Source organism: Amycolatopsis sp. NPDC049252, from assembly GCF_043197175.1.
In the GTDB taxonomy this organism is placed as follows: Bacteria; Actinomycetota; Actinomycetes; order Mycobacteriales; family Pseudonocardiaceae; genus Amycolatopsis.
Genome location: NZ_JBICSQ010000033.1, coordinates 26,169 through 48,861, shown reverse-complemented (window position 1 = coordinate 48,861; position 22,693 = coordinate 26,169). Strand labels below are relative to the sequence as shown.

At 71.8% G+C, this 22,693-nt stretch carries 14 protein-coding genes; 6 read left to right on the top strand and 8 right to left on the bottom strand.

What is annotated here, in order from left to right:
* Positions 1-132: 132 nt before the first annotated feature.
* Positions 133-1,380, top strand: coding sequence for an MFS transporter (locus tag ACGFMK_RS28485; protein WP_392769387.1), 1,248 nt, complete (start codon positions 133-135; stop codon positions 1,378-1,380).
* 8 nt (positions 1,381-1,388) lie between these two features.
* Positions 1,389-3,020, top strand: coding sequence for a DUF885 family protein (locus ACGFMK_RS28480; protein ID WP_392769385.1), 1,632 nt, complete (start codon positions 1,389-1,391; stop codon positions 3,018-3,020).
* Between the two features lie 2 nt (positions 3,021-3,022).
* Here the strand turns inward: ACGFMK_RS28480 and ACGFMK_RS28475 are convergent, their stop codons facing one another.
* Entirely contained in the window at positions 3,023-4,270 is a 1,248-nt protein-coding gene (locus ACGFMK_RS28475) for an MFS transporter (RefSeq protein WP_392769384.1), read from the bottom strand.
* Positions 4,271-4,307: 37 nt separating this feature from the next.
* Positions 4,308-11,462 carry an amino acid adenylation domain-containing protein gene (locus ACGFMK_RS28470; RefSeq protein WP_392769381.1) on the bottom strand — a complete coding sequence of 2,385 codons (7,155 nt, stop codon included), beginning with the start codon at positions 11,460-11,462 and terminating at the stop codon, positions 4,308-4,310.
* A gap of 513 nt (positions 11,463-11,975) precedes the next feature.
* Between ACGFMK_RS28470 and ACGFMK_RS28465 the strand changes: the two genes are divergently transcribed.
* Positions 11,976-13,850 carry a Calx-beta domain-containing protein gene (locus ACGFMK_RS28465; RefSeq protein WP_392769377.1) on the top strand — a complete coding sequence of 625 codons (1,875 nt, stop codon included), beginning with the start codon at positions 11,976-11,978 and terminating at the stop codon, positions 13,848-13,850.
* 512 nt (positions 13,851-14,362) lie between these two features.
* Here the strand turns inward: ACGFMK_RS28465 and ACGFMK_RS28460 are convergent.
* The 6 genes from ACGFMK_RS28460 to ACGFMK_RS28435 form a co-directional block, all read right to left on the bottom strand.
* Positions 14,363-14,869: a hypothetical protein gene (locus ACGFMK_RS28460; RefSeq protein WP_392769374.1), complete on the bottom strand. Its 507-nt coding sequence runs from the start codon at positions 14,867-14,869 to the stop codon at positions 14,363-14,365.
* A gap of 71 nt (positions 14,870-14,940) precedes the next feature.
* Positions 14,941-17,145: a SpoIIE family protein phosphatase gene (locus tag ACGFMK_RS28455; RefSeq protein ID WP_392769371.1), complete on the bottom strand. Its 2,205-nt coding sequence runs from the start codon at positions 17,143-17,145 to the stop codon at positions 14,941-14,943.
* Between the two features lie 501 nt (positions 17,146-17,646).
* Complete coding sequence (locus tag ACGFMK_RS28450) at positions 17,647-18,081, bottom strand: MarR family winged helix-turn-helix transcriptional regulator (RefSeq protein WP_392769369.1); 435 nt, start codon at positions 18,079-18,081, stop codon at positions 17,647-17,649.
* 75 nt (positions 18,082-18,156) lie between these two features.
* Positions 18,157-18,870: a DJ-1/PfpI family protein gene (locus tag ACGFMK_RS28445; protein ID WP_392769366.1), complete on the bottom strand. Its 714-nt coding sequence runs from the start codon at positions 18,868-18,870 to the stop codon at positions 18,157-18,159.
* Between the two features lie 181 nt (positions 18,871-19,051).
* A complete protein-coding gene (locus ACGFMK_RS28440; protein ID WP_392769365.1) occupies positions 19,052-19,450 on the bottom strand; it encodes a DUF1003 domain-containing protein in 399 nt (132 codons plus the stop codon).
* A gap of 181 nt (positions 19,451-19,631) precedes the next feature.
* Entirely contained in the window at positions 19,632-19,964 is a 333-nt protein-coding gene (locus ACGFMK_RS28435) for an ArsR/SmtB family transcription factor (RefSeq protein WP_392769362.1), read from the bottom strand.
* Here ACGFMK_RS28435 and ACGFMK_RS28430 point away from each other — a divergent pair.
* The 3 genes from ACGFMK_RS28430 (at position 19,957) to ACGFMK_RS28420 (ending at position 22,259) form a co-directional block, all read left to right on the top strand.
* On the top strand, positions 19,957-20,154 hold the full coding sequence (locus tag ACGFMK_RS28430; RefSeq protein WP_392769359.1) for an SDR family NAD(P)-dependent oxidoreductase: 198 nt from the start codon (positions 19,957-19,959) through the stop codon (positions 20,152-20,154). The two genes, ACGFMK_RS28435 and ACGFMK_RS28430, sit on opposite strands and share 8 nt — an antisense overlap.
* Complete coding sequence (locus ACGFMK_RS28425; RefSeq protein ID WP_392769356.1) at positions 20,144-20,746, top strand: SDR family NAD(P)-dependent oxidoreductase; 603 nt, start codon at positions 20,144-20,146, stop codon at positions 20,744-20,746. The genes ACGFMK_RS28430 and ACGFMK_RS28425 overlap by 11 nt, the downstream gene beginning before the upstream one ends.
* 319 nt (positions 20,747-21,065) lie before the next feature.
* Entirely contained in the window at positions 21,066-22,259 is a 1,194-nt protein-coding gene (locus tag ACGFMK_RS28420) for an alpha/beta hydrolase family protein (protein ID WP_392769353.1), read from the top strand.
* Positions 22,260-22,693: the final 434 nt, after the last annotated feature.

Genomic DNA, 22,693 nt, shown 5'->3' with positions numbered 1-22,693 from the left:
ACGCGGCATCTCTTCCGGTGCGGTCCACCGCGATCACCGGGAGCCCGGCGAGACCCGCACGCCGGGAGACGCATCGGCCGTCGACCGGTGACAGGCTCGACCACCAACTGGCTACGGGAGAGTTGGACGCCGATGGCCTCGAGCAGAGCTGGGGAGCAGACGGCTCCGATCGTCGTGGGCACGCTGATCCTGTGCATCGGCAAGGGCGCCTGGTTCACCTGCTACGCCTTGTTCTTCACGCGATCGATCGGCCTGACCACGGCACAGTTCGGGTTCGGTGTCACGCTGGCCGGGCTCGTGGGCATGATCATCGGTGGTCCGCTCGGCTATCTCGCGGACCGGCTCGGCGCGCGCGAGGTGCTCACCTGGATCGCGGTGGTGCAGGGCGTCGCCGTGCTGTCCTTCGGTGTCATCCACCAGTTCTGGGTGATCATCCTGGTGACGTGCGTGACGATCGCCTGTGAGCGTTCGGTTCCCGGCATCCGCACCGCCCTCGTCGCCGGCCTGGTGAGCGGCCCCGACCGGATCAGGTCGATCGCCGCGACGAACGCGATGGCCCAGGCCGGCATGGTCCTCGGTGCCGTGATCGGCGCGGTCGTGCTGTCGGTCGACAGCCACGCCGGTTACGTGGCGCTGATCCTCTCCTACGGAACCGTCAACCTCCTCTTCGCGGCGTCGCTGATCAAGCTGCCGCACGTGAGTTCGCTGAAGGACCGCAGGGAGAAGCGCGCCGTCCTGGTGCTGCGTGACCGCCCGTTCCTGACGATCACGATCCTGAACGGCGTCCTGGCGCTGAACTGGGGCATGCTCGACATCGGCGTTCCGTTGTGGATTGCGACCCACACCCAGGCCCAGCCCTGGGTCATCGGCGTGCTCATGGGGGGCAACGCGGCCGTCCTCGCGGTGATGATGCGCCGGATCGCCAGGACCGGCGCCACCGTGGCCGGGGCGAGCAGGCTCGGCGTGTGGTCCGGGGTGGCGCTCGCGTGCTCGTGCCTGGTCTACGCGACCAGCTACCACGCATCGAGCCCGATGGTCTACGTCGTCCTGATCGCGGGAGGCGTGATCGCCGTCGTCGGGGAACTGCTGTTCATCGGCAGCGGAGTCGGCCTCTCGGTCGGCCTCACGCCCCACGAGGCACACGGCGAATACCAAGGCGTTTTCTCGACCGGTCAGCTGGCGGCCACGATGCTCGCGCCCGCCGTCATGACCACCCTGCTCGTCGCACTGGGTCCGGCCGGCTGGCTCGTGCTGGGCGCCGTCTTCCTGCTGGCCGGGTTCGGCCTGCCGGTGGCCGCGCGCTGGGCGACGACCAGCGCGCGGCGGCGGACGTTGGTGGGCGCCGGGCCCGTACCGGAAAACCGAGCGGAGTACAGGTGATGCTGCCCATGTCGGCCCGTGCCGAACTGTCGACGCTGGCGAACGAGTTCTGGGACTGGCGGCTGGCGACCCAGCCCGACTCCTACGACGACATCACGAGGGTCGAGCGGCCACCCGGCTGGACACCCGACTGGTCACCCGCCGCGATCGCGGCACGACGCGCGGCGTTGTCCGGATTCGCCGAACGGCAGCGCGCGATCGACGCGTCCACAGAGGACATCCCGGTCCAGGTCGACCACCGCCTGCTCGGTTCGGCAGTGGCTCGCGCGCACTGGGAACTGGACCTGTTGCGCGGCTGGCAGCGCAACCCCGGCTTCTACGTGGACCAGGCCCTCGTCCCGGTCTACAACCTGGTGCTCGCGCCGGCGCCGTTCGACACCGAACGCGCGCACGCGCTCGTGGCACTGCTGCGCCGGATCCCGTCGACGCTGAGCCAGGCGACGACGAACCTCGGCGGCGAGACGGTCGAGTCGTTCGCCGATCACGCACTGGGGCTCCTCGCGCACGCGGACCAGGACGTCGTGACCGCCATGGCCGCACTGGCGCCGCACCTGCCGGAGGGGTGCCGCGCCGAGCTGTCCGCGGCGACCGGCACGGCCAGGACGGCCCTCGTCGCCTACCGCGACTGGCTCCGGCGGCACCGTGACGAGTTCCGGGGCGCGGTGCCGATCGGCCCCGGCGCGTTCGGCTACTTCCTGCACCGGGTCGCGTTGCTGCCGTATCCGGCGACGCGGTTGCTGGCCATGGGCCGGCAGGAGTGGCAGCGGGCGGTCGCCACCGAAACCCTGCTGCGCCACCGGTACCGGCACCGCCGGCCGCCGGAGCTGCCCGACCTGCCCACGCTCGTCGCCCGCGAGGACGCGGCCGAGCAGGCCGTTCGCCGGTTCCTCGTCGACGAACGGATCCTCGGGCAGCCCACCGGCCTGCGCAGGTACCGGTTCGCGCCGATGCCGGACTATCTGGCGCCACTGACGTGGCTCGGCGTCCCGCACTACGCGTCAGGCCAGAGCCGGGCCGGCGAGGACGCGCTGCGGTACGTGACCGATCCCGGCCCGGACCTGCCGTACTTTCCTCTAGCCGACGCCCGCGATCCCCGCTGCGGCATCATCCACGAAGGCGTGCACGCGCAGCAGCTCGCGTTGTCCTGGCGGCATCCCGACCCGATCCGCCGCCACTACTACGACTCCACGCCCAACGAGGGCGTCGCGTTCTACAACGAGGAGCTGATGCTCCAGTCCGGGTTGCTGGACGACGAACCCACCAGCGCCCTGTTCGTGGCCAACGCGATGCGCCTGCGCGCGCTGCGGGTCGAGGTGGACGTCGGCCTCGCCGTCGGTGATCTCACCCTCACGCAGGCCGCGGACCAGCTGGCCGAGCGGGTCCCGATGGACCGCGCCACCGCCTTGGCCGAAGCCGCGTTCTTCGCGGGCAACCCCGGTCAGGGCCTGAGCTACCAGATCGGCAAGCTCCAGATCCTGGCGTTGCTCAACGACTGCGTGCGAGAGCAGGGGAGCGCCTTCGACCTGATGGCGTTCCACGACCGGCTCTGGCTGGAGGGCAACGTACCCCTAGCCCTGCAACGCTGGGAGCTGCTCGGCCTGCGTGACGAGGTCGACACCGCCGACCGGCTCGCGTCGTAGGCTCAGGCCGCCTCCGGCAGCTCCTCCGGCTGGACGGCAGGCGGGTACAGGCGAGCCAGCCGGCGCGAGGTCCAGCGCGCCGCCGGTCCGATGAGGACAGCGGCCCCCAGGAACAGGCCGCCGAGCGCACTCCAGCCGAACAGGCCGAACGTGAGCACCAGCCACGTGCCGAACGCGGGTCCGAGGATGGACTGCGCGGCCAGGCTCATCTCCAGCCCGGCGAGGTACTCACCCTGCGCCTGCTTCGGCGCGAGTTCGTAGAACAAGCCCCAGGCCGCGCCGGACTGCACCATTTCGCCCACGGTCAGCAGCACGACCGAGACGGCGATCAGCAGCACACCGGGGACCACGGGGAAGTTCTTGGACAGACCGGCGATCACACACCCGGCCACCAGCACCACGGCCGCCCACCGGGCGAGCCGGATGCTGCCGGCCAACGACTCGGATCCCCGGCTCAGCCGGACCTGGAACACCACGACCAACACGGTGTTGACCATCAGCAACACGCTGATCAGGGGTGCGGGCGCGCCCATCGGCCCGAGGATCCACAGCGGCACCACGACGTTGACCAGTGTCGTGTGCAGGGTCAGCATCGCGTTGAGCGCCGTGGTCAGCAGGAACGGCACGTTCCGCAGGGCCGTGAACGACCGGCGGGCCGTCGCCGCTACGACGGCCCTGATCTCCGGCAGCCCGCGGATCACCAGCAGCTCCAAGAGCACGCACGCCGCGTCGCCGATCGGCAGGGCGTAGTACGCGGGCATCGTGTCGATCGCGAGCGCGATCCCGGCGAAGGCGGCACCCACGGTGAAGCCGAGGTTGCTGAGCGAACGCACCTGCGCCCGCAACCGGATCCGGCGCTCCGCGGTGGTGATCGTCGAGACGAGGGCGGAGCTGGCCGGCCCCTTGCCGAACCCGGTGGCCGACGCCAGGCAGGCCGCGACGGTGAACGCCGCGAACGAACCGGCCAGCGTGTAGGAGAGCAGCGCGAGCGCGTCCACCAGGCACAGCACCATCATGACGCGCCGCGGGCCGAACCGGTCGGCGACCCGGCCCAGTGTGCTGGCGCCGAGGAAACCCGCGATCCCCGCCGCGGACAGGGCCAAGCCGACCTGCTGCGGCGACAGCCCGACCACGCGCAACGCGAACACCGTCGTCCCGGTGATGAACAGCCCGTCGCCGATCGAGTCGAGGAAGATCGCCAGTGCGTACCGGCGCTCGTTGCCCTTCGCGGGGACCAAGTCCTCGCGCATGCGCCGCAAGGCGCTCCTGAACACCATCGGATTTCCCCTAGTCCTTCGCGGTACGTTTCAGCTCCGCGTCGACGACCGGGCCGATCTCGGCAAGCGGCCCCTTGCGCATCATGTCCCCGTGCTGACAGTCGATCGGGAGTTCCGTGAGGCTTCCGGCCAGCGGCCGCCAATCGTCCACAGGGGACGAACCGGTTTCCCGGTCGCGTTGCGCGGTCAGGTAGAGAACGGGCCCGTCGAACCTCTTCGGGCGCGTCGCCGTCACGAGCCGCTGCACCTGCAGCGCCGCGTCGACCAGGGTTTCGGCGTCGGCGTCGACCACGTCCGCCAGGTCGACGCCGAGATCCTGGGTGATCGTGTCGGCGATCTCCGCTCGCCCGGCCGTTCCGCCGAGATCCACGTACGAGTCGAGCAGGACCAGCGCGCCGACGGTTTCCCCGAGGTCGCGCAGGCGTACGGCGACCGCGTGCGCCAGGTTGCCACCGGCCGACCAGCCGAGCAGGTGGTACGGCCCGCTCGGGCGCACCCGCCGGATCTCGCCGACGTGGTCGTCCACCAGTTCGGCCAGTGTGGTGGGCAGCCGGCCGGGCTCACGGATGCCCCGCACCTGGAGGCCGTAGACGGGCCGGTCCGGAAGGTAGCGGCGCAGCCCGGCGTAACACCAGCTCAACCCGGCCAGCGGTGGCAGGCAGAACAGCGGCTCTTCGGCCCCTTCCGCCCGGATCGGCAGGACGGTGTCGAAGGCACCGCCGGGGCTGCCGGGGGCGTGCAACCACGAGGCCAGCCCGGCGGGCGTGGGCAGCTCGAAGAGGGTCCGCACGGTCATCGCCACGTCGAACTCGGCCCGCACCCGGGCGATCAACCGGGTGGCGAGCAGCGAATGCCCGCCCAGCTCGAAGAAGTTGTCGTCGGCCCCGACGTCCTCGACCTCGAGCACCTCGGCGAACACGTCGGTGAGCAGGCGCTCGGCCGGCGTGCGCGGCGCCCGGCGCGTCACCGAGCCGTACGCGGGCGCGGGCAACGCCGGCCGATCCAGCTTTCCGCTGGTGTTGCGGGGAATCCGGTCGATCACGCTGATCGCGGCGGGCACCATGTAGGAAGGCAGCGAACGCGCGGCGGCGGCGCGCAGGCCGGCCACGTCGAGCGTCGCGCCCGGCCGGGCCACCACGTACCCGACGAGCTGCGGATCACCGGGCCGGTCCTCCCGGTCGACGGTCACCGCCGCCGCGACGTCCGGGTGCGCGGCCAGCACCGCGTCGATCTCACCCAGTTCGATGCGGAACCCGCGGATCTTCACCTGCCGGTCGGTACGCCCGAGGTACTGGAGGGTGCCGCTGGGCTGCCAGCGCACCAGGTCCCCGGTCGCGTACATCCGGTCACCCTCCGGGCCGAACGCGTCCGGCAGGAACCGTTGCGCGGTCAGTTCGGGCCTGCGGAAGTAGCCCCTCGCCACGCTCGCCCCGGCCAGGTACAACTCGCCGGCGACGCCGGGCGGCACCGGCCGGAGGCCGGGGCCGAGCACGTAGGCGCGGGTGTTGGCGACGGGCCTGCCGAGGGTGACCGCCTGGCCGGCCACGATCCGCGCGGACACCGTGTCGACCGTGCATTCCGTCGGCCCGTAGTAGTTGTATGCCTCGGTGCGCGGCGCGGCGGCGAACTCGTCCCACAGCTGCTGGTCGATCGCCTCGCCGCCGATCATGACCATGGCCGGCGGACGGCGGGCCGGGTCGAGCAGCCCGGCCGCGATGAGCGGCTTGGCGTAGGACGGCGTCAGGTCGAGGAAATCGATCTCGTGGGCCACGACGTACTCGACCAGCGCATCCGGATCGGCTCGCACGTCCGCGTCGATCACGTGCAGCTCGTGCCCGGCGATCATCCAGAGCACCTCGTCCCACGACGTGTCGAACGAGAACGACGCCGTGACGGCGACCCTGATCGGCCCCGCCGTGCGGGAGAACAGGGTCCGCCGGTGTTCGGCGAACAGGTTGACCAGGTTGCGGTGCTCGACGACGACCGCCTTGGGGAGGCCGGTCGAGCCGGACGTGTAGATGAGGTACGCGGCATGGGACGGGTCGATCGCCGTACCGGGATCGGTCGCGTCCGTCCCGCTCAGGCGTTCGGCGGTCGCCGGATCGTCCAGCACGACACACCGGACGTCGCCGAGCTCGCCGGCCAGGGCGAGGTTCGTGATCACCAGTGCCGGCTCGGCGTCGGCGAGCAGGTGCGCGATCCGGTCGTCCGGCAGATCCGGGTCGACCGGCAGGTACGCGGCACCGGCCTTGAGGATCGCGAGGATCGACACCACGATGTCGGCCGTCCGGGGCAGCGCGACGGCGATCCGTTCCTCGGGACCCACTGCGGGTATGAGCCGGGCCAGCTGGTTGGCTCGCGCGTTCAACTCCGCGAAGGTCAACCGCGTGCCCACGCCGACCAGGGCGGTGGCGTCCGGGGTGCGTCGCGCCTGCCGCTCGAACACGTCCACGACGGTCCCGGCGGGAACGTCCAGCCCCGTGTTGTTCCACTCGGTCAGGATCAGGGACCGATCCGCCGCGGACAGCAGTTCGAGCTCGCCGATCGGGGTGTCCGGCGCGGCGACGCAGGCCATCAGCAGTGCTTCGAGGTGTGCGAGGAAGCGGCATGCCGTCGAGGCGTCGAACAGGTCCGTGTTGTACTCCAACCGGCACGAAAGCCCACTCGCGCGGTCGGACACGTCGAGCGCGAGGTCGACCTGGGCCATCGCCATGTCGACGTCCTGGCCCTCCACGCGCAGCCCGTCCATCGGCACGACCGCGTCCCCGCCCAGCAGGTTGAACATCACCTGGAACAGGGGGTTGCGGCTGGGATCGCGCGGCCGCCGCAGGTGGTCGACCAGCCGGTCGAACGGGAACTCCTGGTGCGCCAGCGCGCCACGCGTCGTCTCCCGCACCCGCTCCAGCAAGGCCGCGAAGGACAGGCCGGGGTCCAGTTCGGTGCGCAGCACCAGGGTGTTCACGAAGAACCCGACGATCCGCTCCAGCTCGACCCTGGCGCGGCCGGCCACCGGAGTGCCGACGCAGATGTCCTCCTGCCCGGTGTAGCGGTGCAGCAAGGCCGTCAACGCGGCGAGCAACGTCATGTACAGCGTCGCCTGACGGTCCAGCCCGAGCCGGCGCACCCGATCGGACAGGTCCGGCGGGAGGTCACGGACGACAACGGCCCCGGCGTAGCTCTGCTGCGCGGGTCGAGGGTGATCGGTGGGCAGGTCGAGGTCCACCGATCCGGCCAGGCGGTGGCGCCAGTACTCGAGATCGGCCGTCGTGTCCCGGTGGTACGCGGCGAAATCGGCGTACTGGAGCGCGGGCTCGGGCAGCGGCGACGGTTCGCCCGCACGGTAGGCGTTGTAGAGCGTGGCCAGCTCGGCACAGATGATGTCCAGCGACCAGCCGTCGGAAATGATGTGGTGCTGGCACAGGGCCAGCACGTGCGTCGTGGCCGCCACGCGGAACAACGTGGCCCGGAACAGCGGGCCCGCCGCGAGGTCGAAGGGCCGCCGCAGATCGTCGCGCAGCATCCCCGCGAGCCCGGCCTCCGAGGTGTCCACGATGGACAGGTCGACCGGATCGGCGGGCAGGACCACCTGCACCGGCTCACCGTCGCGGAGCGGCAGCACCGTGCGCAGGGCCTCGTGCCTGCGCACGATTTCGGTCAACGCCGTGGTGAGTGCGCGCTCGTCGAGTTCCCCGGTGAGCCTGAGGACGAGCGGAAGGGAGTAGGCGGCGGCCGGGTCGAACTGGTCGAGGATCCACAACCGGCGCTGCCCGGGCGCGAGCGGTACCGGATCATCCGGATGCGGTCGAGGTGCCGGCGTCGCACCCCTTGTTCCGGAACCGCCGCCCACGGCGGCCGCGAGCCCGGCCACCGTCGGGTTGTCCAGGACCAGGTCGAGGGGGAGAGCGGCGTCGAACAACGCGCGCAGCCGGGCGGCGAGCCGCGTCGTCAGCAGCGAATGCCCGCCCAGCTCGAAGAAGTCGTCGTGGACCCCGATGCGCTCGACACCCAGCAGTTCCCGCCACACGGCGGCGATCGCCACCTCGGCTTCGCTGCGTGGAGCGGCGAAATCGTCCGTCTCGACCGCCTCTTCCTCGACCCGTTGTTCGACCGCGGGCCGGGGCGCCTCGTCCAGCAGCCACCACCGGTTCTCGCGCCAGGCGTACCACCCGCCCCAGGCGCCCACCGGCGCCTCGCCGGGCGGCGCTTCGCCGCCGAGATCCAGCACGGTCACGAAGTCGGGCGCGGCCGCCCGCGCCTCGTCCACCGCGACCGGATCGGCCGCCCCGACGAGCACCAGCCGGATCCCGACGGAGCCGCACTCCCGCGCCAGTGCTTCCCCCACGGCGACCCCGGGTCCGGCCACGACGACGGGGGACACCGCCCCGTCCCGGGACACGGCCGTGACCGCACTGTCTACTTCGGACGGGCGAATCGCGCCGAACCACGCCGACCCCTGGCCGAGCGACCGCACCATGTCCGGGGCGGGCACGTCGCCGACGGTCAGCACCGCGTCGTGCCGCAGCCCGGACCGGCTCGTCGCCCGCACGATCGGCCGCTCGCACCTGACCGGCTCGAACGGATGCGGCGGCAGCGCGGTACGGCGCGCTTGACCGTCCTCGAACAACCCGTCGACACCGGCCTCGAACCCCCGCTCCCACAGGCGGGCCAGCGCGGACAGCACACCGACCTCCTCGGGATCGCCCGAGCGCCCGGCCAGCGGCACGGCCAGCCGTTCGGGCGTCCAGGCCGGGTGCGCGCGGAGCATGCGGGTCATCGTCTGGCCCGGCCCCAGCTCCAGGAACACCTGGCTCGGACCGGCCAGCAGCGCCTCGACGCAGTCCGCGAGGCGAACCGTGCCGGTCAGCTGGTCCACCCAGTAACCGGCGTCGGCGACCCGGGCCGGCTCGGCGAGGCCGCCGGTCAGGTTCGACAGGAACGGCACGGTGGGGACCCCGTGCGGCGTCGCGGCGACCGCTCGACCCAGCCGTCCCGCGGCAGGCCGGATCCGCGGCGAGTGGAAAGCCCGGTCCGTGTCCAGCAGCCTGCTGTCGGTCGTCCCGTAACGGCGCAACGCGGCCATCGCCACCTCGACGGTCGGCGGCGGCCCGGCGAGCACGGTGTGCACGGGACCCGCGACCGCGACGGACAGGTCGGGATGGGCGTCGAGCAGGTCCCGCACGTGCTCGGCGGGCGCGGCCGTGCTCAGCATCAACCCCGGTTCGGTGTCCCGCATCGCCAGCCCGCGCTCGTGGATCAACCCGAGCGCGTCCGAGGGCTGCCACAGCCCGGACACCGTCGCCGCCACGTACTCGCCGACGCTGTGTCCCAGCATGGCGGCGGGCTGGATGCCGAACCGGAGGAACTGCCGAGCCAGGGCGTAGCCGATCGCGAACAGCCCCACCTGCTGGTGGGCCGTGTCGCGCAACCACGCGGTGTCACAGTCGGGTCGCAGGGCTTGGGCCAGGTCCACGCCGAACCGCACGCCGGCCAGGTCGGCCAGCTCGTCGAAGGTCTCGCGGAACGTCGGGAGCAGCCGGTGCGCCGCGGCCCCGAACCCGGCCCGCAGCGTGCCCTGCCCGGGAAACAAGAACGCGGCTTGAGCGCCCGCACCGGCCCGGCGAGCCGGCGGACCGTCCCGCAGCGCGGCCGACACCTCCGCGCGATCGGTCGCCACCACCGCGATCCGGTGCGGGAAGCGTCGCCGGCCGTGGGCCAGGGTCCACGCCACGTCCTCGGCCGTCTGGCCATCTTCGGCGGGCTCGGCCAGTGCTCCGGCGACGTCGGACCCCAGCCGCTCCAGCGCCTTCGGCGTGGCCGCGGACAGGCAGAACACGCGTGGCTTGCGCTGCACGGTCCGTCGTGACAGGACCGGCGCCGACTCCAGGATCGCGTGCGCGTTCGTACCGCCCATGCCGAACGAACTGACCCCGGCGAGCAACGGCCCGTCGGCCGGCAACGGCTCGACCGTGGTCGCGATCCGGAACGGGCTGGACTCGAGTTCCAGCTCGGGATTCGGCCTGCGGAAGTGCAGGGTGGGCACCAGCTGCCGGTTCTTCAGCACCAGTGCGGCCTTGATCAACCCGGCCACGCCCGCCGCGGCGCCGGTGTGCCCGATGTTGCCCTTCGCCGACCCCAGCCGGCAGTAGCCGACACCGTCGGTGGACTCGCGGAACGCGGACGTGAGCGCCGCCAGCTCGACCGGATCACCCACCTTCGTGCCGGTGCCGTGCGCCTCGACGTAGTGGATGTCGGCCGGGTCCACCCCGGCGACGGCCTGCGCGAAGCCGATCACCTCGCGCTGCCCGGCGATGGACGGGGCGACGTAGCCGATCTTCTGCCCGCCGTCGTTGTTCACGGCCGAGCCGCGCAGCACCGCGATGATCCGGTCGCCGTCGGCGAGGGCGTCCTCCAGCCTGCGCAGTACCACCACGCCGACCCCGCTGCTGAACACGGTGCCGCCGGCGTCGGCGTCGAACGGGCGGCAGTGGCCGTCCGCCGACACGACGCTGCCCTCCTGGTAGAGGTAGCCGTTGGCCTGGGGCAACCACAACGCGACGCCACCGGCGAGCGCCGCGTCGCACTCGTGGTTGGTGAGGCTCGCGGCCGCCTGGTGCACCGCGACCAGCGCCGTGGAACACGCCGTCTGCACGGTGATCGCGGGCCCGCGCAACCCCAGTTTGTAGGCGACCCGGGTGGCCAGGAAGTCCTTCTCGTAGCCGACCATCGCGGCCACCTCGTCCGCCGGATCCACGAGGTCCTGGTTCACCCGGTCGGACCCGGCGAAGACACCCAGCCAGCCGCCGAACCGCTGCGGGTCGATGCCCGCGTCGTCCAAAGCCGCGGAGCACGCTTCCAGGAACACGCGCTGCTGCGGGTCCATCCCGGCCGCCTCGGCCGGGCTGTAGCCGAAGAACGCGTGGTCGAAGCACTCACCCTGCTCGATCAACCCGCGCACGGGCACGTAGTCGGGATGCCTGGCCACCTCGACCGGCACACCCGCGGCGATGACGTCGTCCAGCCGGAACCGGCTGATCCCTTCGACCCCGGTGCGCAGGTTGTGCCAGTACCGGCGGGCGTCGCCGGCACCGGGCAACCGGCACGCAAGCCCGACGATCGCGATGGCAGGCGCGCCGGCCTCCTCGGCGTGGCCGTCAACGTCGCTCATCCACCAGCCCCTTACGCCGAACAAGATGCGCACGTCCGTCCACACGGGATACGCGATCGTCCGCCCGGCTCCACGACGGGAACCGGGCATCGATCCGTCGAGTATCCCGCGCGACCATTCGTGACCGACATCTCCGAACATGCTTTTCGGCAACGAGGAGAAGGCACGACCGGAGATGATTCTGGACGATCAGCGTTACGACATCCGGTGGAAATTGGCCGGATCGGGGGGCGGAAACGACGGCCCGGCCGCCGATCAGCCCATACTCAAGGTGTCGAAATGCTCGTTTACGTCGCTCTGAAGTGTGACGCACTTCCGGCGGTTTCCGATCATTCGGCTCATTCTCGACATGGTCTGCGTAGGCCGGCACGCCTCCCGGTAACTCGTTGAGCGCCTTGACACGGCCACTCCGGGTGACGTTCGCGGAACCGGCTAACAAAATCCCGCGCGTTTCGTCTTTCTCAGGCAACCCGCACCGAAACCGGCTTCCGCCGGCGCGCGAAAGGGAAGGCCATGTCACGAAGATCAATCCTCGTCGCACTCACCGCGACCTGCGCTCTGCTGGCTCCGACCGCGGTGGCGGCCGCGGCGCCGCCCGGGGTCGACCCGGCCACCGTCGACCTCACGCTCGCCGCCGGGCAGAGCTCCACCGTCACCAAGCACGTCACCACCTCCGCCGTCCCGCCGAACCCCGACCTCGTCCTGCTCGCCGACACCACCGGCAGCATGGGCGGCGCGATCGCGAACGTCCGGGCCAACGCCAACGCCATCACCGGGGACGTGCTCGCCGCGCAGCCGACCGCCCAGTTCGGTGTCGCGGAGTACAAGGACTTCAGCGACTCCGTGCCGTTCAAGGTCAACCAGGGCGTCACCGCCGACACCGGCGCGGTCCAGGCCGGCATCAACCAGTGGGCCGCGGGCGGCGGGGGCGACACGCCCGAGGCCGACCTCAACGCCCTCTACGAACTGGCCACCGGCGCCGTCTCGTTCCGCCCGGACGGCACCCGCATCATCGCGTGGTTCGGTGACGCGCCGTCGCACGACCCCAGCGGCGGGCACTCCCTGGCCGACACGATCGCCGCGCTGCAGGCGGCGAACATCCGGGTCGTCGCGGTCAACGTCGGCGCGCTCGACGCCTCCGGCCAGGCGAGCGCCATCGCCTCGGCCACCGGCGGCGTGCTGCTGAACAACGTCCCGTCGAACCAGGTGTCGCAGGCCATCCTCGACGGCATCAAGTCCATCGAGGTGACGGTGACCCCGCACGTCACCAGCTGCGACCCGCAGCTGACGCTCACCAACGCCCCGGCGAGCGTCAAGGTGGCCAGCGGTGACGTCGCGACGTTCACCGAGACGATCGCCGCCGCGGCCGGCGCCGCCCCGGGCACCTACCACTGCTCGGTCGACTACCTCGTCGACGGCGTGTCCCGCGGCTTCGTCGAGACGACCACCGTGCGCGTGCTCGGCTTGGCCGTCAACGACGTCACGGTGACCGAAGGGTCCGGCGGCGCGCCGGTCCCGGCCACCTTCACCGTGTCCCTGCTCGGCGGAACCAGCCCGACCCCCGTGACCGTCCACTACGCCACCGCGAACGGCACCGCCACCGCCCCGGCCGACTACGCCGCCACCAGCGGGGACGTCACCTTCGCCCCGGGTGAGACGGCCAAGCCGGTGACGGTCCTGGTGAACCCGGACACCGTCGACGAGCCGGACGAGACGTTCACCGTGAACCTCTCGGCCCCGGCCGGCGCCGGGCTGGTCGACCCGACCGGGGTCGGCACGATCGTCGACGACGACCGGGACGGCGCCTTCTCCTGCACCGGCACCGCCGCGAACGTCCTCGGCGTCACGGCCGCCGTGGCGAACCCGCAGAACCTGCCCTGCGCCGACGACAGCCAGACCGTGCTCGACGCGACGCTGAACGCGGGCCTGATCAAGGTGCAGACCCACGCGCTGACGTCCTCGACCGACCTGACCCCGGACAACCAGTCCGCGGCTCCGGCGGCCGGTGACCACGCGCAGGCGTCGGCCAAGATCGACAAGACGGTGATCAGCACGGTCGGGCTGACGATCGAGCTCGGCGTGATCCAGTCCCAGGCGGCGGCGACCTGCCAGCCGGCCAGTGGCGGGCTCGCCCCGGAGCTGACCGGCAGCTCGAACGTCGCCTCGTTGAAGATCAACGGCGTCGCGGTCACGGTCGGCTCGGCTCCGCTGACCATCCCGCTGGTCATCGGCTCGCTGAAGCTGAACGGCCAGACCGTTTCCAACGGCGTCGTGAAGCAGCAGGCGGTCGCGCTGGACACCGCGCTGGCGAAGATCGTGCTGGCGGAGTCCCAGGCCGACGTGCACGGCACCACGGCACACCCGGCGGGCAACCCCTGCCGGCGCTGACCCGGTGAACAAGCCGGGGCGGGCGGGTCCCCGCCCGCCCCGGCTTTCCAGAACCGGTCCGAGTGCGCCGGTACACCGTCCGGGTCGGCAGTGTGCGCGTAGGACCTCTCGAACAACGGTCGCTTACAGGCAGATCTCCGCCTCCGAGCGAGGAGCGGTTCGAGCGGATCGCCCGGCTGGCTCAGCACACCTTCGGCGTGCCGATCGCGCTGGTTTCCCTGGTGGAGCTGGACCGGCAGTGGTTCAAGTCGTGCGTCGGGCTCGACGACCGGGAACGCCCGCGGGTTGATCCCCGATTCGCCGCCAATCCGATGGTGACCGATCCGGTTCTGCGCCGGGCAGCCGGTGAGCACGCCTTCCGGGCACAAGGTCGGGACGCTGTGCGTGATCGACCGGGAGCCGCGTCAGCTGACGTCGGCCGAACGCGACCGGCCGCGCGCCCTGGCGCACCCGGTGGAGCCGGAGGAGGCCCGGCGGGAGGCGGATCGGCGACGGCGACGAGCGGACCGGTGTCAGCCGCTCGAGGTCCGCTCCAGGTAGGACACCGTGCAGCCCGCCAGCCGGTCGGCCGCGTCGCGCGCGTGGGCCGCGCACATCTTGCCGGTCGCGCCGTCTTCGTCGGTGACGACCGCGACCGCCGGCTCGCCGCACGGCGTGTGGAGCCGGTCGTAGTCCCACTCGCGGGCGCAGCCGGGAGCAGTGCACCAGGCGCGGTCCCCGCTCGCGCGCACCGACGTTCCGTGAGCCGGGCAGACGCCCCACGGAACGTCGCACAGGCCGGGGTCGCGGGACGCCCGGACCCGGGCCAGGTTTTCGGCGGTCCGGGCGACTTCCTCGGTGTAGTCGCTCAGGTCGTGGGTGGCTTTCGCGACGGGCCGGGCCAGGCGCTGCAGGTGGCCGTCGGGTGCCGTCCGCAGCCGGGCGGCCACCTCCGCGGTCCGGGTCGCGAGCGCTTCGGCGTCGGCGGCCAGCGCGCGCAGCTCCGCCGGCAGGGGCTCGGACGGGGTCGGCTCGGGCATGCTCGTCCTCGGTGATCGGTGGGCGCGGACTGCGCAGGTACCCCGAATCCGGGCGGCCCAATCGCCGGCGCTCACCACCCGCCGGGGGCGGGCGGCTTGGCGGTGATGACGAGAGCCGCCTGGTCGTCGGTTCCGCTTTCGTCCTGCGCGAAAGCGCGAACCGCCGCGGTGACGGCGTCCAGGACGTCCTGGGCGCCCGGCCGGGCCGGCGCGGACCCGATCGCGCGCACCAGCCGGTCGTCGCCGAACTGGTCGCCCCGCGGGTTGCGGGTTTCGACGAACCCGTCGGTGAGCAGCACGAGGCTTTCGTCCGGCCGGAGGAGGAGCTGCCGCGGCTCGAGACGCGGCTCGCCGCCCAGGCCGAGGAGCTTCCCGGGGATGTCGAGCTCGTGCGTGCGGTGGGCGGCGTCGAGCACCACCGGCCGGTTGTGGCCCGCGCGGAGCAGGTCGACGGCGAGGCCGTCGTCGTGCGGGGTCAAGTGGCCGTAGACCATGGTGACGAAGTCGGTGCCGTGGGCGTCGGGGCGGTTGCTCAGGGCGCGGTCGACGGCCCGCACGATCGCGACGGGGTCGCCCAGCAGCGGCGCGACCGCGCGGGCGGTGTGGCGGACCAGCGCGGTGGTGGTCGCGGCCGTGGCGCCCCGGCCGCAGACGTCACCGAGCATGAACGCCCACGTCCGGTCGTCGAGCGGGAAGACGTCGTAGAAGTCGCCGCCGATCTCCAGGCCCTCGCCCGCGGGGTGGTAGAAGGTGGCGAATTCGGCTCCGGGGACCGCGGGCAGGTCCGGCAGCAGCAGGCCCGCCTGCAGGTCGCGGGCGAGCGTGACGCGCTGGCGGTACTGGCGTGCGTTGCGGGCGGCGGACGCGGCGCGGCGGGCGACCTCTTCGGCGAGGGACACGGTGTGCCCGTCGAACCCGGCTTCGCCGGTGCTGAGCAGCGTGAGGACGCCGAAGGTCTGGCCGCGTTCGGTGAGCGGGACGCACAGGTAGCCGGTGACGCCCAGCTCGGGCCACGGACCGGGGGTCAGGGGTGGCTGCCGGGCCACCTCGGTCAGGCCCGAGGCGAGCACCCGGGCCAGTGCGCTGTCGCTGCGCGGGGCCGGCCGATGGGCGTCTAGCAGGCCGGTGTCGTGGGCGTTCGCGCCGGCGCTGCCGACGCGGCGCAGCCGGCCGTCCTCGATGATGTCGACCGCGCAGAGCGGCGCGAGCGCGGGCACGCACAGCTGCGCCAGCCGCTGCAGCGCCTGCACGTGGTCGAGGTCCGCCGAGAGCGCGGTGCTCGCCGACAGCAGGAACGCGAGGTCCTGCCGGGCCGCCCGTTCCCTGGCCTCGGCGGCTTGCCGGGCCAGCTCGACGTGGTGGCGTTCGATCGCGAGCGCGGCCGTGCCGGTGAAGAGCCGGGTCAGCGCGAAATCGATCTCCTGGGGAGAGCGCGGCGTGCGGTGGTACATCGCGAACGTGCCCAGCAGCCGCCCGTCGCGGCCCAGGATCGGCGTCGACCAGCACGCGGCGACGCCGGCGCGGCCGGCGAGCTCGCGGAAGTCGTCCCAGAACGGATCGGTCGCGATGTCGGTGACGATGACCGGCCGGCGCCGGTGCGCAGCGGTGCCGCACGAGCCGACCCCTTCGCCGGTGGCGATGCCGTCGATGGCCTCGTTGTAGAAGCCCGGCAGGCTGGGCGCCGCGCCGTGGCGCAGGTGCCGGCCGTCGGGGTCGGCGAGCAGGACCGACACCAGCACGTCCGGGGCGAGCTCTTCGATCGCCCGGGCCATCCCGTCGAGGATCTGCTCCAGCGGCGCCTGGCGGGCGATCTGCTCGAGCAGGACGCGGTGCTCGGCGGTGAGCCGCTGCGCGTGTTTGACCTGCGTGGTCTCGACGCCGATGACGCGCACGCCCGTCACGGCGCCGGACGCCTCCCGCCGGGGCTCGTAGGTGAAGTCGAAGAAGGCTTCCCGCGCGTCCGCGCCCAGCCCCAGCACCACCCGCGCGTCCCGCCCGGTGGCCGGCTCTCCCGTCCGGTAGACCCCGTCCAGCAGCGCGAGGAAGCCTTGGCCGGCGAGTTCCGGCAGCACCTGGCGGAGCGGAACCCCCAGTGACGACGCGCCGGAGCGGGCCACCGCGTCGAAGAAGGCGGGGTTGGCGGCTTCCAGCACGTGGTCCGGGCCGGCCAGGGACGCGAAGACCGCCGGCGACTGGCCGAACAGCGCCCGCAGGTCCGAGTCGGTCGGGACCGGCGGCTCGGAACTGCCGAGCGCGCCGTCACCGGGTCGGGACATCGGTCTGCTTTCTGCGGGGGCTCGGCGGCCGGGTGCCACCGCCTGGTTCGGGCGGGCGCACCTGGGGGCTCAAGTGCCGGCCGGGCCGATCGCGCACGATCGTCCGGCCTGGACACCTTACCCACGTGAAGCCGCCGCGGCATCCGTCGCGTCGGGCGGGTCACCGGCTGTCGCCGGTTTCGGCGTGCGCGTCGTCGGCGGTTTTCCGAAGTGAGCGCCTCGTAGGTGGCGAGCGTCACGCTGCGCTCGAGAACAGCGCGGCGACCGGCCGTGCCCACCGCGGCACTCGAGATCGGCGGAGGTGAAGCGCCCGGGCGGTCGACGACCAGACGACGGGGTGATGCATCGAGATAGTGCCGCCACGGTAAAAGCCCGGCCGAACGGCCAAAAGACCGGCGCACACTGCGGGCCGACCGATCAGACGGATGAGAAATCGGGGTCGCAAGCGGCGTCGAACCCGAACTCCGGCAGGACGCGCGGGAGGACCCGCTGCTGCTCGGATCAGCGGGGGAAAGGAGGGCCCAGAGCGCGGCGGCACGCGTCGTCCAGGGCCGCTTTCCCGTCCTCTCCCGCGTTCCCGAGGAATTCGCCGTCCAGTTCGGACACGATGCCGCGCGCCTCGGTGAGTAACGCGCGGCCGTGCTCGGTCAGCTCCAGCCGGGCGCGGTGTCCCTGACCCGGCACGTTGCGCGCCACCGTTCCCAGCTCTTCCAGCATGAGGACGGTGGCGCGCATGCTCTGGGCCGTGACGCCCGCGCGGCGGGCCAGGTCGCTGTGCGAGAGGTCGGCGTCGCGGGAGATGTGCCCGAGGGCACCGAAGAGCCGCATCGTCAGGCCGATGTCGGCGAGCCGCGCTTCCAGTTGCTCCTGCAGCCGCCTGCCGGTGGCGATCACCAGCATGACGGTCGAGAGCGGGCTCTTCGGCGCGTCGCCCACCTGTGACTCTCCCTACCGGTGTCCGCCTGCCGGACGTCTCCGGTGCCAGTGTCCCAGCCTGCCGGGGCGCGGTGATCAGGCCGGTTGCCTCTCGACGCCGAGCCGGTCGGCCGCCCGCTGCGCGGCTTGCCGGAACGCGGCGTTCATGCCGGCGGTTCCGGCGACGGTCTCCCGGGTGAGCTCGGGTCCGGCCAGTTCCGGGGTGCCGACGCCGAACAGGGGCTTCGGTGCGTACTCCATGTTCAGTTCGGCCTGGCGCGCGGTCTTGGTGCCGCGGAGGACCTGAAGCAGCCGCAGGGCGATTTCGTGGCTCCCCGTGGCCGGGCCCGCGGTGATGCGGTTGCGGTCTTCGACGACGTTGTTGGTGTGCACCGGCACCGCGCCGTAGTAGGGCAGCAGGTCGTAGACGTGGAAGTTGGTGGTGGCCCGGTAGCCGCGGAGCAGCCCGGCCGCCCCCATGAGCAGGCTGCCGGCGCAGACACCTGCGACCCACTTCGCGCGGCTGCCCCGGTCGGCGAGGAAGGCCAGGGTCTCGGCGTCTTCGAGGACGTCGGCGGGCACGGCGCCCGCGTAAAGGACGTCCAGGTCGGCGGGGCAGTCCTCGAAGGTGGTGGTCGCGCGGGTGGGGAAGTGGGGGAAGCCTGAGATCTCTTCGAGGTTCTTCCCGACGAGGTGCACGTTCACCTGCGGCAGCACGCCCAGGGCGGTGTGGAAGCCGATGACGTCGACCGGCATGTAGCCGGGGCACACCAGGATCGCGATTTCGAGGGTGCGGTCTTCGTCGGTCATGGTCCTTTCTCTCACTCGGTCAGTCTTGCAGTCCGACTGCAGGTTAGCGGTGCTTGCAGTCGGACTGCAAGATGGCCGAGGGGCGATCGGTGAGAGGGCGCGCGACGTGGTGTCGTCGAGCAGGTAGCGGCTGAGTGCCATTGCTGGGTTGTTGCCGCATCGGAACCTGCTCACGACGAGGTCACGGTGTCTCGGCGGCCCTGCGGGCCAGTTCCGTGGTCAGCGCGTGGATCTGGCGGGTGATCTGGGTGTTGGTCTTGAGTTCGGTTTCCTGTTCGACGAAGTCGTGGTCGGCTTTGGCCTGCTGGAAGGCCGCTGCCCGGTTCTGCCCGATCATGACGAACGTCGAGAGGAAGATCGCTTCGAGGGACACGACCAGCGTCAGGGTCGGCCACGGGCTCTTCTCGGCGAGCGTCATCCAGATCGCGAAGGCGACGACGTGCAGGTAGACGAACGACATCGAGCCGGCGAACTTGGTGATCGCGTCGGCGACCCGCAGTTGTGCGCTGGCGGCGCGACGCTCCCGCAGGTGGACCACGACAGGGTGTTCGGGCTTGGCGTCACGGCGAACGGTGGCCACGGGTGCTCCTTGAGTTGCGGACTCGGTCGATGTCAGCTGCTTGCGTGGCGAGTGTGACCCATCCGCGTCAAGTTCGGGCCCTGGCCTGCACGTGCCCCGCCGAGGCGGCGACATGGTGACGCCGAAAAGTCCCGCTGGTCGGCTTCGGGGCAGCGGGTGGCCCAAGTCCGTCGAGGGCGGTTCAGCCGCCGATGGGTGGCGCTTCCTCGGCCAGGACGAGAGCGAGGAGACCTGGGAACCGGGCATCGAATTCCGCGCGGCGGAGCCGGTTGAAGCGGCGCCGGCCTAGATCCACCTGCTCCAGGAGACCGGCCGCACGCAGAACGGCGAAGTGGTGGCTGGCGGTGGCTTTCGCCACCTGAAGGTCCAGGGCGCCGCAGGCGCAGGTGAAGTCGGGTTCGGTCGAGAGTTCGCGCACGATCGAGCGGCGCACGGGATCCGCGACGGCGTCCAGCGCGTCCTGCAGCCGGACGTCCGCCGGATCGACGTCGACCAGCGAGGTCGACGTGAGCAAGGTCGTCGTGGTCACCGGTGCCAGCCGTGGCGTGGGCAGGGGCGTTGCCCTCGCGCTCGGCGAGTCGGGCGCAACCGGCTACGTCACCGGGCGCAGCGTGAACCCGGCCGACTCGCCTTACGGCGGAACGGTCGCCGAGACGGCGGCGCTCATCGACCAGGCCGGCGGCAAAGGCCCAGGTGAAACGTGAGCACGGCCGACTCGACGTCCTGGTCGACAACGCGGCGAAACTGGACGCCCCCGCGCAGACCGGCGGGTTCTGGGAGAAGCCGCTCGAGACGGTCGACCTGATCACCGTCGGCCTGCGGTCGCACTACGTCGCGAGCTTCCACGCCGCGCCCTTGCTGATCGCGAACGGCCGCGGCCTGATCGTCAACACCGGGCACTACGGCTCGGTGTCCTACCACCAGAACCCCGTCTACGGAGCCCAGAAAGCCGGTTCCGACAAGATGGCCGCCGACATGGCCAAGGAACTGCGGCCGCACGGCGTCGCCGCCGTTTCGCTGTGGCTCGGCGGAGTCGACACCGAACGCGCCCGCGCTCACCTCGCCACCCTCACGCCGGAGCGGCGGCCGACGGCACGCCGCGAATCGCCGCGGTTCACCGGCCGCGTGATCTCGGCCCTCTACGCGACCGAAAACCTCGTGGACTACTCGGGCAGGGCGCTGATCGGCGCCGAGCTGGGAGCACACCTGGGCGTGACCGACATCGACGGAACCGTGCCGCCCTCGCTCCGGTACGCCCTGGGTGGCCCACCGGAACTCCACGCCAGCCTGCGGTAGAACCGCCGGCGGGAGCGGGGCCAGGCTCCGCCGCAGGCGATGACCAGCCGGGCCTGCCGGTCCTCACGCCGTAGCCAGGGGCTGGAGCGGGTTCGGGGGAGCGGTAGTGGGTCGGCCCGAGGCGCGGATCCGGTCTTTCGGCTGTCCTTGCTTCACATATCCTGCGCCGGCAAGGCTTCCACGAGTGGATCGCCGCTTGAAGGGTTGCCGGCGAAGGGAACCTCGCGCCGCTGGGGATCTCAGGGTGTAGCCAGCACCACCCTCAAGACGGGCGCCCGCATGATCGAGCGTCAGGGCGGGGCCGGGCAGGATCGTGCCCGTGAACACTGCCTCGAACCGCAAGCGCCGTATCGGCGCTGTCGCCATCCTGGGTCTCGCCGCATCAGTGTCCGCGACCGGCACCGGACTCGCCGCCACGACCCCGCCCTCCCTCGTGCACGCGACAGCCGCCGCCGCGCCCACGCTGTCCTTCCAAGGCACGCTCCCCGCGCCGAGCGGCCCCTACGCCGCCGGCGAGGACGTCGTCCACCTCACCGACGCGAGCCGTCCCGACCCGTGGGTGCCGTCATCCGGCCCCCGCCAGCTGACCGTCACGATGGTCTACTCGGCCGTCCCCGGGACCGGGACTCCGGCCCCCTATATGACCCTCGCCGAGGCAGCCGGAGCCGTCCAGCACTCGAAGTTGCCGGCGAGTTCCGGCGTCACCCCACAGAACCTTTCCAGCGTCACCACTCACGCCTTCGACGGCGCGCGGCCGCAGCCGGGCAAGTATCCGCTGGTGGTCCTCTCACCCGCGTACGAGGACCCGCGCATGACGCTCACCTCGCTCGCGACCGACCTGGCCAGTCACGGCTACGTCGTCGCGCTCGTCGGCCACACCTACGAGGACAGCGGCGAGACGCTGGCGAACGGCCAGACGCCGCCGTGCGCGATCTGCGACGACTCGGCGCTCGACTTCGACTCCGTCGCCGCCAGCCGCGCGCTGGACGTGTCCTTCGTGATCGACCAGGTGACGCACGGCAATACCGCGTGGCGCCTGGCACACCTCGTCGACAAGCACGAGATCGGCATGGCCGGACACTCCCTCGGCGGAGCGGCGGCCGCCGCCACGATGATCGCCGACCCGCGCGTACGGGCCGGAGTGAACCTGGACGGCACCTTCCACCCGGCTCCGACGCCCGGCCAGATCACCCGGCCGTTCCTCATGCTGGGTGCGGCCGTCAACCACGCGCCCGGCGGCGGCGACTACACCGTGTGGGAGCAGGCCTGGGCCGCCCTCGGCGGCTACAAGAAGTGGCTGACGGTCGGCGGCGCCGACCACACCAGCTTCACCGACCTGGACCTGCTTCTGGAGGAGGCCGGGTTCCCGACGTCGCCCCTCTCCCCGGAACGCGGGGTGGTGATCACCCGCGAGTACGTGACAGCGTTCTTCGACCAGACCCTGAAGGGGATCCACAGCCCGCAGCTGGACGGCCCCTCGCCGAACAATCCGGAAGTACTCTTCCAGTACTAGTGGAGCGTCGCGCCTAACTCTTGGGTTATAGGTGGCGGAGCCTGACGCGTGCGTCGTCGGTGGTGAACCGCCAGCGGACTCGGCGCAGGTGAAGTACTGCCGCGTGGCGGCCGAGATCTCGTCGCGCGCGGCAGCCGGCTGTCGTCCCGGTCCGGGGCGATGGAGGCTACGACGGGTGACCGCAGTGCCGGTAATGCGCAGGATGACCAGGTCCAGGATGTAGCCGAGGGAGTGCTTGCACCGCTCCGCTACGAGAAACTCGGCAAACGAGACAAACGCCAAAGCGCGCTTGAGTCATTCCACGGTCAGTCGAGTTCGGAGCGCTCCTGGTCAAGAAATACCTCCCGTGGCGCCATTGCCTTGCCAAGGATATGCGCGACATCGGCATGCACCGGCGGCCTCCGGCCCGGCGCTGCCGACGACCACCACACACG